General features: G+C 68.4%; 16 protein-coding genes and 3 pseudogenes. 9 read left to right on the top strand and 10 right to left on the bottom strand.

The features are described from left to right. Window positions 1–4: 4 nt before the first annotated feature. On the top strand, window positions 5–343 hold the full coding sequence (locus AB4Z09_RS09545) for a hypothetical protein (protein WP_254622564.1): 339 nt from the start codon (window positions 5–7) through the stop codon (window positions 341–343). A gap of 189 nt (window positions 344–532) precedes the next feature. Here AB4Z09_RS09545 and AB4Z09_RS09540 read toward each other — a convergent pair whose 3' ends face one another. Next, the gene (locus tag AB4Z09_RS09540) at window positions 533–892 is read right to left on the bottom strand and encodes a hypothetical protein (protein ID WP_254622563.1); all 360 of its coding nucleotides are present in this window, start codon (window positions 890–892) and stop codon (window positions 533–535) included. Between AB4Z09_RS09540 and AB4Z09_RS09535 the strand changes: the two genes are divergently transcribed. Continuing rightward, a complete protein-coding gene (locus tag AB4Z09_RS09535; protein WP_368077019.1) occupies window positions 857–1,111 on the top strand; it encodes an RCC1 domain-containing protein in 255 nt (84 codons plus the stop codon). The two genes, AB4Z09_RS09540 and AB4Z09_RS09535, sit on opposite strands and share 36 nt — an antisense overlap. Before the next feature lie 17 nt (window positions 1,112–1,128). Here the strand turns inward: AB4Z09_RS09535 and AB4Z09_RS09530 are convergent. The 7 genes and pseudogenes from AB4Z09_RS09530 to AB4Z09_RS09500 form a co-directional block, all read right to left on the bottom strand. Beyond that, window positions 1,129–1,806: pseudogene (locus AB4Z09_RS09530) on the bottom strand (hypothetical protein); the annotation flags it as partial. After that, a complete protein-coding gene (locus AB4Z09_RS09525) occupies window positions 1,803–2,438 on the bottom strand; it encodes a hypothetical protein (protein ID WP_174911132.1) in 636 nt (211 codons plus the stop codon). The pseudogene AB4Z09_RS09530 and the gene AB4Z09_RS09525, both read right to left, overlap by 4 nt. Beyond that, window positions 2,435–3,058 (bottom strand): AAA family ATPase, encoded by a 624-nt coding sequence (locus AB4Z09_RS09520; RefSeq protein WP_174911130.1) that lies wholly within the window; start codon window positions 3,056–3,058, stop codon window positions 2,435–2,437. The genes AB4Z09_RS09525 and AB4Z09_RS09520 overlap by 4 nt, the downstream gene beginning before the upstream one ends. Beyond that, window positions 3,051–3,956 (bottom strand): annotated as a pseudogene (locus AB4Z09_RS09515) (FecCD family ABC transporter permease); the annotation flags it as partial. The gene AB4Z09_RS09520 and the pseudogene AB4Z09_RS09515, both read right to left, overlap by 8 nt. 222 nt (window positions 3,957–4,178) lie before the next feature. After that, window positions 4,179–4,469: pseudogene (locus AB4Z09_RS09510) on the bottom strand (ABC transporter substrate-binding protein); the annotation flags it as partial. Window positions 4,470–4,535: 66 nt separating this feature from the next. Next, window positions 4,536–4,733 (bottom strand): hypothetical protein, encoded by a 198-nt coding sequence (locus tag AB4Z09_RS09505; RefSeq protein WP_442239632.1) that lies wholly within the window; start codon window positions 4,731–4,733, stop codon window positions 4,536–4,538. Window positions 4,734–4,863: 130 nt separating this feature from the next. Further along, the gene (locus AB4Z09_RS09500) at window positions 4,864–5,739 is read right to left on the bottom strand and encodes a TIGR03619 family F420-dependent LLM class oxidoreductase (protein ID WP_174911128.1); all 876 of its coding nucleotides are present in this window, start codon (window positions 5,737–5,739) and stop codon (window positions 4,864–4,866) included. A 272-nt stretch (window positions 5,740–6,011) separates the two neighbouring features. Between AB4Z09_RS09500 and AB4Z09_RS09495 the strand changes: the two genes are divergently transcribed. Next, a complete protein-coding gene (locus AB4Z09_RS09495; RefSeq protein WP_174911126.1) occupies window positions 6,012–7,718 on the top strand; it encodes a 3-ketosteroid-delta-1-dehydrogenase in 1,707 nt (568 codons plus the stop codon). A gap of 105 nt (window positions 7,719–7,823) precedes the next feature. On the opposite strand, the gene AB4Z09_RS09490 is transcribed toward AB4Z09_RS09495, so the two are convergent. Further along, window positions 7,824–8,510 (bottom strand): GntR family transcriptional regulator, encoded by a 687-nt coding sequence (locus AB4Z09_RS09490; RefSeq protein WP_114719227.1) that lies wholly within the window; start codon window positions 8,508–8,510, stop codon window positions 7,824–7,826. 115 nt (window positions 8,511–8,625) lie between these two features. Here AB4Z09_RS09490 and AB4Z09_RS09485 point away from each other — a divergent pair, with 115 nt between their 5' ends. From AB4Z09_RS09485 to AB4Z09_RS09460, 6 genes are all read left to right on the top strand, one after another. Then, entirely contained in the window at window positions 8,626–9,528 is a 903-nt protein-coding gene (locus tag AB4Z09_RS09485) for a sulfurtransferase (protein WP_442239631.1), read from the top strand. 60 nt (window positions 9,529–9,588) lie between these two features. Next, entirely contained in the window at window positions 9,589–10,293 is a 705-nt protein-coding gene (locus AB4Z09_RS09480) for a hydroxyethylthiazole kinase (protein WP_174911120.1), read from the top strand. Beyond that, window positions 10,290–11,315 carry an LLM class flavin-dependent oxidoreductase gene (locus AB4Z09_RS09475; protein WP_442239630.1) on the top strand — a complete coding sequence of 342 codons (1,026 nt, stop codon included), beginning with the start codon at window positions 10,290–10,292 and terminating at the stop codon, window positions 11,313–11,315. The genes AB4Z09_RS09480 and AB4Z09_RS09475 overlap by 4 nt, the downstream gene beginning before the upstream one ends. 206 nt (window positions 11,316–11,521) lie before the next feature. Next, window positions 11,522–11,824, top strand: a complete 303-nt coding sequence (locus tag AB4Z09_RS09470; protein ID WP_114719231.1) for a putative quinol monooxygenase — start codon at window positions 11,522–11,524, stop codon at window positions 11,822–11,824. A 140-nt stretch (window positions 11,825–11,964) separates the two neighbouring features. Then, entirely contained in the window at window positions 11,965–13,065 is a 1,101-nt protein-coding gene (locus tag AB4Z09_RS09465; protein ID WP_174911111.1) for an endonuclease/exonuclease/phosphatase family protein, read from the top strand. 280 nt (window positions 13,066–13,345) lie between these two features. Next, window positions 13,346–13,849: a C40 family peptidase gene (locus tag AB4Z09_RS09460; RefSeq protein ID WP_174911108.1), complete on the top strand. Its 504-nt coding sequence runs from the start codon at window positions 13,346–13,348 to the stop codon at window positions 13,847–13,849. A 39-nt stretch (window positions 13,850–13,888) separates the two neighbouring features. Here AB4Z09_RS09460 and AB4Z09_RS09455 read toward each other — a convergent pair. Beyond that, window positions 13,889–14,487: NmrA family NAD(P)-binding protein (locus AB4Z09_RS09455; RefSeq protein ID WP_442239629.1), on the bottom strand; the 599-nt coding region annotated here is incomplete at its 5' end.

The raw sequence follows: 14,487 nt of genomic DNA, 5'->3' as shown, positions 1-14,487 counted from the left end.
GGCCGTGGCTCGACTGGAGGTGGCCGAGCTGGGCACGCCGATCACCGTCTCGTTCGACGACCTGATAAAGTACCACGGCCCGAACGCACCGGGCGGCGTCGCGCACGCCTTCAAGGTGCTCGAGCGGGCGCTGCCGCTGCTCGATCCCGAGGGGCCGGCTGAGCGCCGCGAGGTCGAGATCGCCACCGCGCACGGGGGCCGGGTGTTCGGGACGCGTTCGAGATGGTCACGCGGGCCGTCACGGGTGGCCGGTACGGACGAGGCGCGCCTGGTCGTGCTCGAGCACGAGATGACCGATCGGTTGCTCGCGGCGTCGGCCACCGAGGTCTACGACGTCGACTGACACACCGGCGTGACGGCTGAAGGGACCCCTCGGCGCCTGTCAGCGCTCGAGGGGTCCCTTCACCCGGGCGCGGGCTCAGTTGCCGAAAAGACTTCCCAGCGAACCGGTTCCGGGCTCCCCGGGGCCCTCGCCGCCGGGGGCGAGGGTTCGGACCGCGAGGGAGAAGTCCTCACCCGCGGCCACGGACAGCTACCGGGTGCCCTCCGGTGCCGGCGGGAACAGCAACTGTCCCTCCGTGCTCTTGCCGAACGCGAGGACCTGACCGTCGGAACGTAGTGCCACCGAGTGGTTCATTCCGGCGACGGCGGCGGTGACGGTCACGCCTTCCGGCAACGCCGGGACGATGGTCTGCAGGTAGTTGTCGCCGCGCCCGATCGCGACGATCCTGCCGTCGGATCGCAGGAGCAGCGAGTGTCCACCGCCGACCGCGATGTCGGTGTAGACCTGACCTCCGGCGGACAGGTCGTCGGATGGGGTTCCAGCGGAAGTTCGCAGTTCGCCTTCCCGTCGGGAGTGACCTACACGGCGATCTCGGCGGGCACCTACCACTCGGTGGCGCTGACCTCGACGGGGCAAATCGTGGCGGTCGGCCAGAACGACAAGGGCCAGTTGGACCTTCCCGCACCGCCGGAAGGTCGGGTCTACACCGCCATCGCGGCAGGCGGTCACCGCACGGTCGCGATCCACTGTCCGATCTCGGAGGGCCCCGGTACCGGGTCGCTCGGATCGCTCGCGGGACTCGGCCTGCCACTGGGATCGGTGGGCTGATGCACACTTCCTGACCAGGACCCGGTGTTGTCCAGCCAGCGCAGCAGCGCGTAGAGGAAGCGCGTGGACCCCGGCATGAAGTTGTTGCCGTGGTGGTACGTCGGGTCGAGTGTGGTCGCGATGATCCGGCCCGGCGTGGTGACGGTGTCCTCGAACAGCATCATCCCGGCGTCGTGGAGGTCGCCGTTCTCGTCGGGCTCCTCCGACACCAGCAGCGGCACGACGTCGGCGTCGGTGTGCAGCAGGCCGTGGTGGTGCCAGATCGCCGATTTGGTCGAAAGGTATTCCCACGCCTCGTGTTCGGGGCTACGGGTGCGGATCAACGGATCCTCGCCCTCGAGCCACCACCAGAAGTTGGTGGGCCGCGCCGTCCACGACATGCCGGGCAACCACGTGTGCGCGGCGTTCTCACCCAGCACCACGAGCGTGCCGCCACGCTGCGCGACCGCGAGGATCTGCGCGGTGTGCCTGCGAAGCAGTTCGGGGTGCAGACGGTCGGCAAGGATGACGGTGTCGAACGCGTCGAGGTCGCCGTCGGTCAGACCCGCGAGATACAGGAACTCGGGCTGGTGCGCGATCACCGCCGGATCCTTCAGCGTCTGCAGGTGGAAGTGGGATCCGCCGTGCACGAGTGCGAGCCGGCGGCGCGAGCGGGGTGCGCGGTCGGTGCGGGCGAACGGTTCGATGGTGGTCATGCCTGTGCCTCCTGCTGGCCGAGCCACGTCAGCAGCTGCGGGAAGATGCGCGCGGAGGTGTTCGGATCCTCCTGGTAGACAGCGAGATCGATGCCGCCGTGGACCAGCACCTGGCCCGTTCCGAGTGGGTAGACGTAGTCGACGGGCAGCGCGTGCCGGCCGATGCGGTTGGTGACCACGGCGCCGTGGGGCAGCTTCTGGCTGTAGCCGCGGCCGTAGAAGCCGGAGACGCCCCGCCGGAAGCTGACGTCGGCGGGATCGACGCCGTCCCACACGGGGTGCGGGTCGCCGGCGGTGATCGCCAGATCCTTGGGGCCCGAGTACTGCAGCTTGCGCCACTGGCCGAGGCCGGGCAGGAAGTCGGTGAGCGGGTGGCCCATGATCGCGATGCGGCCACCGGCGGTGACGAAGTCGGTGAGCACGCCGCGGCGCCGCTCGAGGAATATCTGGTCGCAGTTGCCGTTGATCAGGAGACCGTGCACGCCGGCGAGGTCCAAGGTGTCGAGGTCGTAGAGGTCGACCGGCCGGACCAGCCGGGCGGCGGTGGTGCCGCCCGACATGCCGGTGTTCGAACCCATCACCAGATGCAGGACGGGTGAAAGGGACTGCGGCGCAGCCGAATCGAGTGTCATCGAGGTACTTTCCCAAGTGTGGCCGGTTCCCCGGCCGTGAAATTGTCGTAGCGGGTGTAGAGAACGGTGCGCGGGGCGCCGCGGTCGTCGACGGTGGCACTGACCACCTCGATGCCGTACAGCTCGGTGAGCATGCCGTCGGTGACCAGTTCGGTGACAGGGCCCAGCCGGATGTCCTCGGGTGCTCGCATCACGATGGCATTGCCGCCCAGGTGAAGGGCATGGTCCGGATGGTGCGTCGTGAGGAGGATTCCCATGCCGTCGGCCGCGAGGTCGCGCAGCAGTTCCAGCACCCGGGCCTGATTGCGCAGGTCCAGCGCCGAGACAGGCTCGTCGAGGATCATGAACGTGGCGTCCGACGCCAGCGCCGAGTAAGCGAAGCTCGACAGGCTCGCCTGCGGGACGTACCCGATCGCATTGTCGCGCTCGACGTGCCCTTCGCGCAGCGGCGTCAGCCCGGCGATGCAGCGCAGCAGCGTCGTCTTGCCTTGGCCGTTGGGGCCCAGGATGGAGGTGATGCCCCCCTCGACCCGCAGGTTCGCGTGGCGGAACACCCAGTCGCGGCGGGGATAGTGGAAACCGCCGTCCCGCATTTCGAGGCCGCCATGAACCTCAAGCATCGATGAAGGCCTGTCTACGCGAATTCTGAAGCAGCAGAACGAACACCGGCGCACCGATGATCGCGGTCAGGATGCCGAGCGGGATCTCCCCGGAAGTGACGGTGCGCGAGAGCGTGTCGATGATCGTCAGATAGGCGGCGCCGAGAACGAACGTCGTCGGCATCGAGATCCGGTGATCGGGGCCCACCCACAGTCGGGCGATGTGCGGAACCACCAGGCCCACCCAGCCGATCACGCCGGACACCGCGACGGCGCCGGCTGTCATGAGTGCGACCATCATCAGCAGCACCGCGCGCAGCTGTCCCGGGTTCACCCCGAGCGAGGCGGCGTCGTCGTCGCCGAGGGAGAGGATGTTGATCCGCCACCGCAGGATCAGCGCGGCGCCCAGCAGGATCGGCACGGCCGCGACCGCGACCTTCGCCATGTCGGCAGTCGCGAGAGACCCCATGAGCCAGAACACGATCGACGGCAGCGTCGAATACGGGTCGGCGATGTACGTGATGAACGAGACCAGCGCCGAGAAGAACGCGCTCGTTACCACGCCGCCGAGGACGATCATCAGGATCGCGCCGCCGGACCGGCTGCGCCCGATCAGCAGCACCATGCCGAGGGCCACGAGGCCGAACAGGAACGCGCCGCCGACGAGGAACGTCGAGCCGAGGCCGAGCATGACTGCCAACACGCCACCGAACGACGCACCGGACGAGACGCCGAGGATCTGCGGGCTCACCAACGGGTTCCGGAACGCGGCCTGCAGCGCGGCGCCGCCGAGCGCGAGACCGCCACCGACGAGCATGCCGAGCAACACGCGCGGAAGCCGCACGCCGAGAACGACGTTCGCCTCGGCATCCGTCCACGTGCGGGGGAGCGTGACCGCCTCGTTGATCAGGATCCGGTCGATGTCGGCGTCGGTCACGTCGTACGCGTACAGCGTGCGGTACGTCTCCCGGATGCGCTCGCGCAGTTCGTGGTCGACGTCGGGGAAGAAGACCGAGTTGACCCACAGCCACATCAGGTTGGCCTCGTTGGACGGCGGATCCCACGAGAAGCCGCCGATCGGGGCCTTGTAGACGCGCTTGTTCTTCACCGCGGACAGCGAGGCCCACTTGGGGTCGGCGTAGACGTCGGCCGGGGTGGTGGGCTCGAAGTTGCCGAGGATCAGCACCTCCGGGTCCCAACCCAGAACCTGTTCGCGGGTGACGGCGAAACTCGATCCGCTGCCCGCGCCCGATGCGACGTTCTTGCCGCCGGCCAGCTTGATCCAGAAGTCCATGTAGCTGTTGTCGGCACCGACCTTGATCTCGGGCGCGTTGTAGAGGTACATCGCGCGCGGGGCGGCCGAGGCGTGGGACGCGGCGGTCTTCTCGACCATCGCGCGGTCGCCGGCTATCTTGGCGAGAACCGCGTCCACCTCGGACTTCTTGCCGAGCAGTTTGCCGAAGATCGTGATCCAGGCTTCGAGGTCCTCCTGCGTGCCTTACTCGAGCAGGATCACCYTCAGGCCGGCGTTGCGCAGCGGCGCGACGATGTCGTCACCCTTGTCGCCCCACTGGATCACGACGTCCGGGTTCAGGCTCAGGATGTGCTCGACGTTCGGGACGAAGTCGTTGCCCGCGACCACCGGGGTGTCGAGGAACTGCGGGAACATCGTGCCCAGCATGCCTTTCGACGCCATCGAGATCGCGACCTGGTTGACACGACGTTGCGGGCGGTGGACCGGTTACCTAGTCGGGTGGCCGGGGTTCGGTAGTGGCCGTGCACGGGCATCGCGAGCCGGCCTCCACGGCCCGCGATGCCCGCCGTGGTCAGGACATCCTGGCGATCACCGATTCCGCGTAGCGCTCCAGGTTCGCGATCTTCCGATCCAGCGGCTCGGCGTCGGGCGCGACCTCGTAGGAGTTGCGGAAGCCCACGATTACGTCGGTGACGCCCTTGTCCTCGAGTCGTCGGACTCCGTCCACGGTGAAGGCGTCCGCCGAGGCGACGTGGATTTCGAACGGTGTCTCCGCCTTGCCCTCCGCGACGCGGATCTTCTGCAGCTTCTCCAGCATCCGATCGAGTTCGGCGGGGTCGCCGCCGGCGTGCGTCCAGCCGTCCCCGCGCACCACGGCCCGGCGCAGTGCTGCGTCGCTGTGCCCACCGATCAGGATCGGGACGGGTTGGGTGGGAACCGGATTGAGCTTGATCGACGGCACGTCGTAGATCTCACCGTGGTACTCGAAGTAGCCGCCGCCGGTGAGTCCCCGCACGATGTCGATCGCCTCGTCCGTGCGCTTGCCGCGTCGCTCCCACGGCACCCCCATCACCTGGAAGTCCTCGGGCCACGGGCTCACCCCGACGCCGAGCCGCAGCCGGTTGTTCGTCATGTATGCCACCGAGGCGGCCTGCTTGGCGACGAGCACCGGTGGGCGGATGGGGAGCTTGAGCACGAAGGTCGTGAACCGCAGCGTGCTCGTCGCCGCGCCCAGGGCCATGGCGAGGATCATCGCCTCCACGAACGGCTTGTTCTCGAGGAACTCGCGGTTCCCGTCGGGCGTATACGGGTAGACCGAATCCGAATCTTCCGGGTAGCAGATGCTGTCCGCAACTGTCATGGAGTCGAAGCCGACGCGTTCGGCGGCCTGCGCCAGCGGCACGTAGAAGGCGGGGTCGGTCATGGCCTCTGCGTAGGTGAATCGCACGGTGGTGTTCCTTCGGTCGAGTGGCGGTCGGCGAACCGACGCGACGGGGCAACGGATGTGGACCACGGCCGGGGGGGCCGACCGAGCCTGTGGCCGACACTCCGCCCACCCATTCTGGAGTGGGGAAGATCACATGTCAGGAGCTGTCCCGCTGCGTGGGAGGGTCCCCGCCGGAACCCGGACCGCCGCGACATCCCAGCGGATGGGATTGCAGGTTTCGGTGCGCGGCGGACCTTCCTAGCCTCCACACCAGAACTAGGCGAAGGAGCACTATGACCACCCGTCCCGCACCGACCCCTACCCCCGCACGCGACATCACCGTCGACCTACTCGTCGTCGGGGCCGGCACCGGCATGGCCGCCGCCCTGACCGCGAACGAGTTGGGGCTGTCCACGCTCATCGTCGAGAAGACGAAGTACGTGGGCGGATCGACGGCCCGCTCGGGCGGTGCCTTCTGGCTGCCCGACAACCCGATCCTGCGTGAAGCGGGCGCCGGAGACTCTCGCGAGCGGGCGGAAACCTACGTGCGTTCCGTCGTCGGCGGCACAGCGCCCGCCGAACGCGGCACCGCCTTCGTCGAGAATTCTTCTGCCACGGTCGAATTGCTGCAGCGCACGACGCCGATGAAGTTCTTCTGGGCCGAGGGCTACTCGGATTACCACCCCGAGCTGCCGGGCGGATCGGCGATCGGTCGCACCTGTGAGTGCCGCCCGTTCGACGCCTCGGTCCTCGGGGCGGAGCGGCCGCGTCTGCGCCCGGGCCTGATGGAAGCGCCTATGCCGATGCCCACCACCGGCGCCGACTACAAGTGGATGAACCTCATGGCGCGGGTGCCCACCAAGGGCATCCCGCGTGTCGTCAAGCGTCTCGCCCAGGGAGTCGGTGGCCTCGCGCTGCGCCGCGAGTACATGGCCGGTGGACAGGCGTTGGCTGCGGGTCTGTTCGCAGGCGTGGTGCGCGCGGGCATTCCCGTCTGGACCGAGACCGAGCTGGTGCGTCTGGTCACGGAGGGCGATCGGGTCACGGGCGCCGTCGTCGCGCAGGGCGGCCGCGAGGTCACCGTCACCGCGCGCCGGGGCGTGGTGCTCGCGGCCGGCGGGTTCGACCACGACATGGCGATGCGGCACAAGTACCAGTCCGAGCAGCTCGGTGATCACGAGAGCCTCGGTGCGGAAGGTAATACCGGTGACGCGATCCGGCTCGCGCAGGAGGTCGGTGCCACCACCGGTCTGATGGATCAGGCGTGGTGGTTCCCCGCCGTGGCGGCCCTGCCCGGTCGCCCGCCGACCGTGATGCTCGCCGAGCGTTCGCTGCCCGGGTCGTTCATCGTCGATCAGACCGGTCGCCGGTTCATCAACGAGTCCATCGACTACATGTCCTACGGGCAGAAGGTTCTCGAGCGCGAGCGCGCCGGTGACCCGGTGGAGTCGATGTGGATCGTGTTCGACCAGAAGTACCGCAACAGCTACATTTTCGCGGCCGGACTGTTCCCGCGTCAGCCGCTTCCGGAGTCGTGGTACAAGGCCGGCATCGCCCACCAGGCGTCCGATGCGGCCGAACTGGCCCGCAAGGTCGGCCTTCCCGAGCAGGCGTTCGCGGAGACGTTCCGAAAGTTCAACGAGGACGCGGCAACCGGAACCGACAGCGAGTTCCGGCGGGGCCAGAGCGCCTACGACCGCTACTACGGCGACCCCACCCAGCAGCCGAACCCCAACCTGCGGGCGCTGACGGGCGGATCGCTCTACGCGGTGAAGATGACGCTCAGCGATCTCGGCACGTGCGGCGGTGTCCAGGCCGACGAGCGGGCGCGCGTCGTGCGCGAGGACGGCAGCCCGGTCGAGGGCCTGTATGCCATCGGCAACACCGCGGCCAACGCGTTCGGCCACACCTACCCCGGGGCGGGGGCAACGATCGGGCAGGGTCTCGTGTTCGGCTACATCGCCGCACGCGACGCCGCCGAGCGGTCGCCGCAGTCCTGACCCAGCACCACCCCTTCTGAAGCGTCGGAGCTGCATACGGCGGGAGACTCCCGCCGTATGCGGCTCCGCGGCGTTTTCGGCGTCAGCAGGCTGACACAGCGGTTCTCAGCCGTTCGCGAACAGGCGGATCCGCTGCTCGCGGCTGCGCTCGAGGTGCGTCCGCATGTGTTCGCGGGCCGCCCGCTCGTCGCGGGCTCGGATCGCCTCGAGGATGAGGTTGTGCTCGGTGTTGAGGAGGTCGGGCTCGCCGTAGTTCGACGGCGGGCCGCTGTCGTAGATCCGCAACTGGGTCGTGAGGCGGATCAGCAGCGACGTGATTGTCGTGTTGTGGGCTGCCTGCCACAGTGCCTCGTGGAACCGGAAGTTTCCGCTCCGTACCTGCACGTCGTCGGCGGCGTGGCAGCAGGAATCGTGCAGTCGTTCCAGTCTCGCCATGTCGAGGTCCGTGTGTCGCAGGGCGGCGGCGCCGGCCGCCTCGGACTCGAGTGCGACCCGTGCGGCGTAGATCTCGATCACATCCTCGGGCGTTCCGGAGCGGACCCGGAACCCGCGCGCGGCGCGTTCGAGCAGCCCGTCGTGGGCGAGCCAGTTGAGCGCCTCCCGGATGGGGGTGCGGGAGGCGCCGTAGGACTCGACGAGTTGCGTCTCGTGCAGTGCCGCGCCCTGCGGAAACTTGCCGTCGAGGATGTCTGCGCGCAGGCGTAGGTACTGCTTGGACGTCTGATCGGAGCGGCCGGAGGCGTCGCCGGGTGTGAGCGGGCCAAGATCCGTCAGTTCGTCCCCGTGCGTCATCGATGCCCCATCTGTCGTGTCTCTTTCCGGACCCGATGATTATGCCACCGACGACGTCTGAATACTTGCGTATACGCAAGTCGTCATTTACGTTCGTGTACGTCGTCGTCGAAGGATGTGGAAGTTGCGTAGCGCTGAGTGGCCCCTGGTTCAGACGGAGGAACTCGTCTCCGAGCTCGGGGGTGCGGTCYGGCCCGTCGTTCTCGACGTGACGCTCCAACTCGCGCCGGCCAGATTCGACGGTGACTACCGTCCGGAGTCCGGTGCCGGACTGTGGCGTGACGCCCACGTGCCGGGGTCGCGGCACATCGACCTGCTCACCAGTTTCTCCGACACCGCCAAGGAGTTGCACTTCAGCCGGCCGCCGGTGAGGCAGCTTGCGGAAGAGCTTGCGCAGCTGGGCATCTCGTGGGACTCCGACGTCGTCGTCTACGACCAGGGGTCGATGACGTGGGCATCGCGGTTCTGGTGGCTGCTGCGCAGCGTCGGCATCCACGCCCGCGTCCTCGACGGCGGACTCGCCCGGTGGCGTGCGTCGGGCCTGCCCGTCGAGTCCGGCGACGAGGTCCCGGCGCTTCTGCCGGTCGACGCCACCTCGGACGTCGAGTACCTGCCGCGGTGGGTGGACCGAGACGACGTGGCCGCGATCAGCGACGGCACGGCGCCCGGCACGCTGGTCTGCGCGCTGGCCCCGGGTCAGTTCTCCGGCGCCGAGAAGACCCGCTACTCGCGTCGCGGCCACATCCCCGGAAGCCGGAACCTGTCGGCGAAGAGCCTGCTCGACGAGACCGGCCGGATGCGTGACGTGGAAGAGGTGCGTGCCCTCGCATCCGGCGCGCTGGCCGGCGCCGTCGACCCGGTGGTCGTGTACTGCGGCGGCGGTATCTCCGCGTGCCTGTCGGCGCTCGGCCTGGTGCTGGCCGGGTACGACGACATCAAGATCTACGACGGCTCCCTCGAGGAGTGGACTGCGGATCCGGCGCCGCCACTCGTGACCCTTCCCGGCGGTGATCAGTGACCCGATGTCGTAGGTCCTGATCCGCGTTCGCCCGAATCACGCCCTCCCCAAGGTCTTTTCATGACCGAAGCTGTCACCGGCGGCCGCCTCGCCGATGCCCTGGACGCGTTGCGCGCCCAGGTGCCCCTCGTCCACTCGCTCACCAACATCGTGTCCGCGAACTTCCTCACCAACGTCGTGCTCGCGGCCGGCGCCAGCAACGCCCACGGCGTCGGCGGGCTGCCGTGGCGCAGTGGACTGGCCGTCGACCTGCTGAAGCATCGGCCGACCGCCATCCGCGGCAACGCGTCCGAGATCATCGCGCTGGCCGGCTTCGGTGGCGACACCCGGGGTGTCGACAGCTCCGACGACCCGGCTACCGCGGTTCCCGCTGCCGTCGCGCTGCTCGCCCATGCCGACGCGGTCTCGGCGTCCGGTCCGGTGGACCACCTCGTCGGACGTGACGTCGACGGCAACGTGGTCGGTGTCCGCATCGGTGGTGGCAGCGACATGCTGCCGCGGGTGACCTCCACCGGGTGCTCGCTCGGCGGACTCGTGGCGGCCTACCTGGCGGTTGCACCGACACCGCTGATCGGGCTCGCTGCCGCGCATGCCCACGTCGCGGTCGCGTCCGAGATCGCGCAGGAGACGTCGTCGGGTCCCGGCTCGTTCGCCGTCGCGTACCTCGACGCCCTGTACACCGTCGATGCCGCAACCCTCGCCGGGCGCGCCCGCATCGAGACGATCGACCCGACCGTACTCGCCGTGGAGGCTGGAAACCGATGAGCGTCAAGATTTTCTGGTACCTCACGCAGGCAGACGGTGACTATCCGTGGACGCCGGGCGGGCTGTTCCCGGTCGACGGGCAGCGTCAGATCGAACTCGCGAAGACCATCGACGACGGTGGTTTCGACGGCGCACTCGTCGCGACGTGGCCCAACGATCCGTTCGTGTCGGCGACGTGGGCGGCCTCGCACACCTCGCGGATGAAGTTCCTCGTCGCGGTGTACGCGAACATGATCCCGGCCCGGCTGCTCGCCGAGAAGGCGCTCACCTTCGACGCGTTCAGCGGCGGTCGGTTGATGATCAACTCGGTCAACGGTCGCGACAACATCCTCACCAAGTACGACATGAACGTCGAACACGACCGGCGTTACGAGTTGGGGGAGCAGTACTGGGCGGACTTCCGTCGGTACTACCGGGAGGGCACCGAGTCGAACTTCCCGAACACGCCGCTGCGCATCGACCCGCTCGCCGACCGCGAGGTGCCGCTGTGGGGCACCGGTGATTCGCCTGCGGGACTGGAGAACTCGGGCAAGGTGCTCGATGCGTACCTCGCGATGCTGCGCGAGACGTCGTTCATCGAGGACAAGTTCGACGGTGCCCGCAAGGCGGCGGCCGCGGCCGGTCGCGAGTTCACCGACTTCGGCGCGCTGTCCGGTGTCATCGTCCGCCCGAGCCGAGCCGAGACGAGGCGATCGAGCGCTTCCGATCGCTGTTCGAGAAGGCCGGCATCGACCAGATCAGCGACATCCTGGACAAGGCGGTGCGCAGGCGCACGGGCGGCGAACAGGACCTGCGCACTTTCACCGCGCGGGACGCCCAGCGGCAGGGCTGGGTCGACACCATCGTCGCCGGCAAGATCCCCGAACCCGACGACCTGTACCTCGGCGACGGCCTGTACGCGGGTATCACCGCGTGGTCACCGCTGGACATCTTTGCGACCGGGTCGTCCGCTGTGTACTACGTGGGCGCGCCTGACGAGATCACCGGCCACGTCCGGACCTTGCGTGAGCGCACCGGGCTGATCGGCCTGATCCTCGCGGGCTGGCCGCTGATCGACGAGGCGAAGCACGTGTCCGAGCACCTGATTCCGCGGTTCGCCGAGATCGACTGATCGATCCACACGTACGGGAGGCCGCGCGGCGCGTGGCCTCCCGTCGTCGTTGACGCGGTCGGAGCATGCGAGAACAGTGAGGAGTGGTTCGTTCCGTACGACCGCTGGAGGTATCCGATGGTCACCGCCGCACTGCTGGTCCGCGTCGAGGCGAAACGCGGCAAGGAAAACGAGGCGGCACAGTTCCTCGAGAGTGCCCTGGCGCTCGTGCAGGAGGAACCCGACACCGTCGCGTGGTTCGCCCTCCAGTTCGGGCCCGCCACCTTCGGCATCTTCGACGCCTTCCCCGACGACGCCGGCCGCCAGGCCCATCTCGCGGGCAAGGTCGCCGCGGCGCTCATGGCGCGGGCCGACGAACTCTTCGTCGGGCACCCCCACATCAGCAAGGTCGACATCCTGGCGGCCAAGCTACCGGGCTGACGTCGTATGTCGCCGTAGACCACTACCTTTCGGCTGGTCATCCTCCGCCCGCGTGCCGGTAATGTCCGGTTCGCGGACCGTTCAGTTCCGTTTGGTCTCATCGCTGCGCCATAGCGGCAGACGATGAGGAGAGTGGTGTGATGACTTCGCTGACACGGCGTCAGGCAATGAAGGCGTTCACGGTGGCTGCAGGAACGGCGGCCCTCGGTGCGGGGGCGATCGGCACGGCCGCGTCCGCCGGAGCGTTCCCGTTCCAGGAAGTGCGCGTCCTGTCCATCAATATCTGGCACAGCGGGAGCAAGATCCCGAACGGTCTCGAGCGGGTCGCCGACATCATCGAGTCCACCCGGGCATCGATCGTGTTGCTCTCCGAATCGGGCGACGCGACAACTGCGCTCGCCGACATCCTCGGCCGGCGAGGGTCCCGGTTCCACACCGCCACGTCGTCGGACACCGGCATCCTGTCCCGGTTCCCGGTCGAGGAGACGGGCGCGCTGGACTACATGGTCAAGGCGGTCGTGTCGGTGCCGGGCGGACCAGAGCTCGCCGTGTACTCGGCGCACCTCGAGTACCGGTGGTACGCGACGTACCTTCCGCGCGGGTACGGCGGCGGGATCCCCAGCCCGGGCGAGTTCTCGCAGTTCGGCTGGGGCAAGATGCCGGGTCCTGTCACCGACCCGGACGTGGTCCAGCGAGTCAACATCGACTCGGGCCGTCCTGCCGTGATTTCCGCGTTCCTGGAGGATGCGGCGCTGGAACGGGAGAAGGGAAGGTCGGTCATCATCGGCGGCGACTTCAACGAGCCGTCGAACCTGGACTGGACGGCGGAGGCCAGGGACCTGTTCGACCACAACGGCGTCGTGTTGCCGTGGGAATCGACCCGGCTGCTCGAGCAGGCCGGATATGCCGATTCCTACCGGCGGATGTACCCGAACCCGGTGACCCACCCCGGGTTCACCTGGCCGGCCGGAAATCCCGACGTCCCCGTCTCCGAACTCACGTGGGCGCCCGAGGCCGACGAGCGAGACCGCATCGACTACATCTTCGCCAGCCGGAACTCCCGCCTGCGCCTGACGTCGGCCGGCATCGTCGGACCGCGGGAGTCGATCGTCCGCAACGAGCGGGTGATCGAGAGCACGCAGGACCGATTCGTCGACTCCCCGCTGCCGTGGCCCACCGACCACAAGGCCGTCATGGCGACCTACCGGTGCCTGCCGGCGCTCGGTGGATCCGCCTCCTGACCGACCGATTCGCGCCCGGCGACTACGTAACGGCGCTGTGATGACCCCCGTCACAGCGCCGTCACGGCTCCGAGAGTGACCGGCAACACACGTAGTCCGAGGTATATGCGCTGGTCAGAGTGGGTTTTCCGAGGCGCGTAGGTAGCCGGGGGACGAAACAGGTACCCATGCGGGTAGATCTACCGGTGTATCGATCCGGTAACGACGGAACTCTGGGTTGTGCCCGAACACCGATGCCAGACCAAGTGTCGGACCACAGCAAGACTCGGAGGACCCTCGAATGGCCCTGAAGAACACCCGCTTGACCCGTACCACCCGCGGCCTGCTGCTCGGCGCCGTCGCCGCCGGCGCGATCATGATCCCCGCCGCTCCCGCCATGGCGCAGCCGTTCACGGCGCCCAGCTGGGGCAGCAGCTCGGTCGAGGTCACCCCGGTCGCCGGCTCCACCGGCCAGGCCGCCGCAAACGCAGCCCAGTCCAAGATCGGCTCACCCTACGTGTGGGGCGCGACCGGCCCGAACTCGTTCGACTGCTCCGGCCTCGTCCAGTGGTCCTACAAGCAGGCCGGCAAGTCCGTCCCGCGTACCAGCTACGACCAGGTCTCGGGCGGCACCCCCGTCTCCAAGTCGAACCTCCAGCCCGGTGACGTCATCGGCTTCTACGGCTCGGATCACGTCGGCATCTACATCGGCAACGGCAAGGTCGTCCACGCGCCCACCGAGGGCGAGAACGTGAAGGTCTCGTCGATCGACGCGATGCCTTTCTCCGGCGCGAGCCGCTACTGATCAGAGCCTCGTGCTCTGATGAAACTAGCTACGAGCCCGTCACTCCGATCGGAGTGACGGGCTCGTCCCATCTCCGCCGAGCAGATAGAAGTCCCGGCGTGCGGCCACGAACGCCTCGACAGTCTGTGCCGGCACGCCGGTCAGGCGCCAGACGTCGTCGGTCGCGCGGGCGTAGCGATTCTCCCGGTGCAGCCGGGCCATGGTTGCGATGTGTTGCTCGGTGTGTCGTGGCAGTCCCGCCTTCGGGAGCACATCGGCCAGCCACCGGTCCGGCGGTACGTCCACATAGCGCACCGAGCGCCCGAGCGCCCGTGAGAACTCCTCGGCCACGCCGACCATGTCGAGAGTGCGTGGACCCGTCAGTTCGTAGACATGTCCGACGTGCGGGGCCGGGTCGCGCAGAACGGTGGCGGCCACCCGGGCGACGTCGTCGACGGCGACCGGTGACGTGCGCCCGGTACCGAACGGCAGCGCGAGCGTCCCGTTCTCCCGGATCGACCGCGCAGCCAGCGTGGTGAACAGCGGATTGTCCAGGAACACCGTCGGTCGCACGTGGACCACCGGCAACCCTGACCAGTCGAATACCTGCTCCGCCAGCCAGTGCAGTCGCTGTTGGTGCGACTCCGCCGTGCTGGTGG

This window comes from Rhodococcus sp. TAF43, from assembly GCF_052113525.1.
In the GTDB taxonomy this organism is placed as follows: domain Bacteria; phylum Actinomycetota; class Actinomycetes; order Mycobacteriales; family Mycobacteriaceae; genus Prescottella.
Note: the sequence above shows the minus strand (reverse complement) of the source record. Positions and strands in the feature narration are given on the sequence as shown.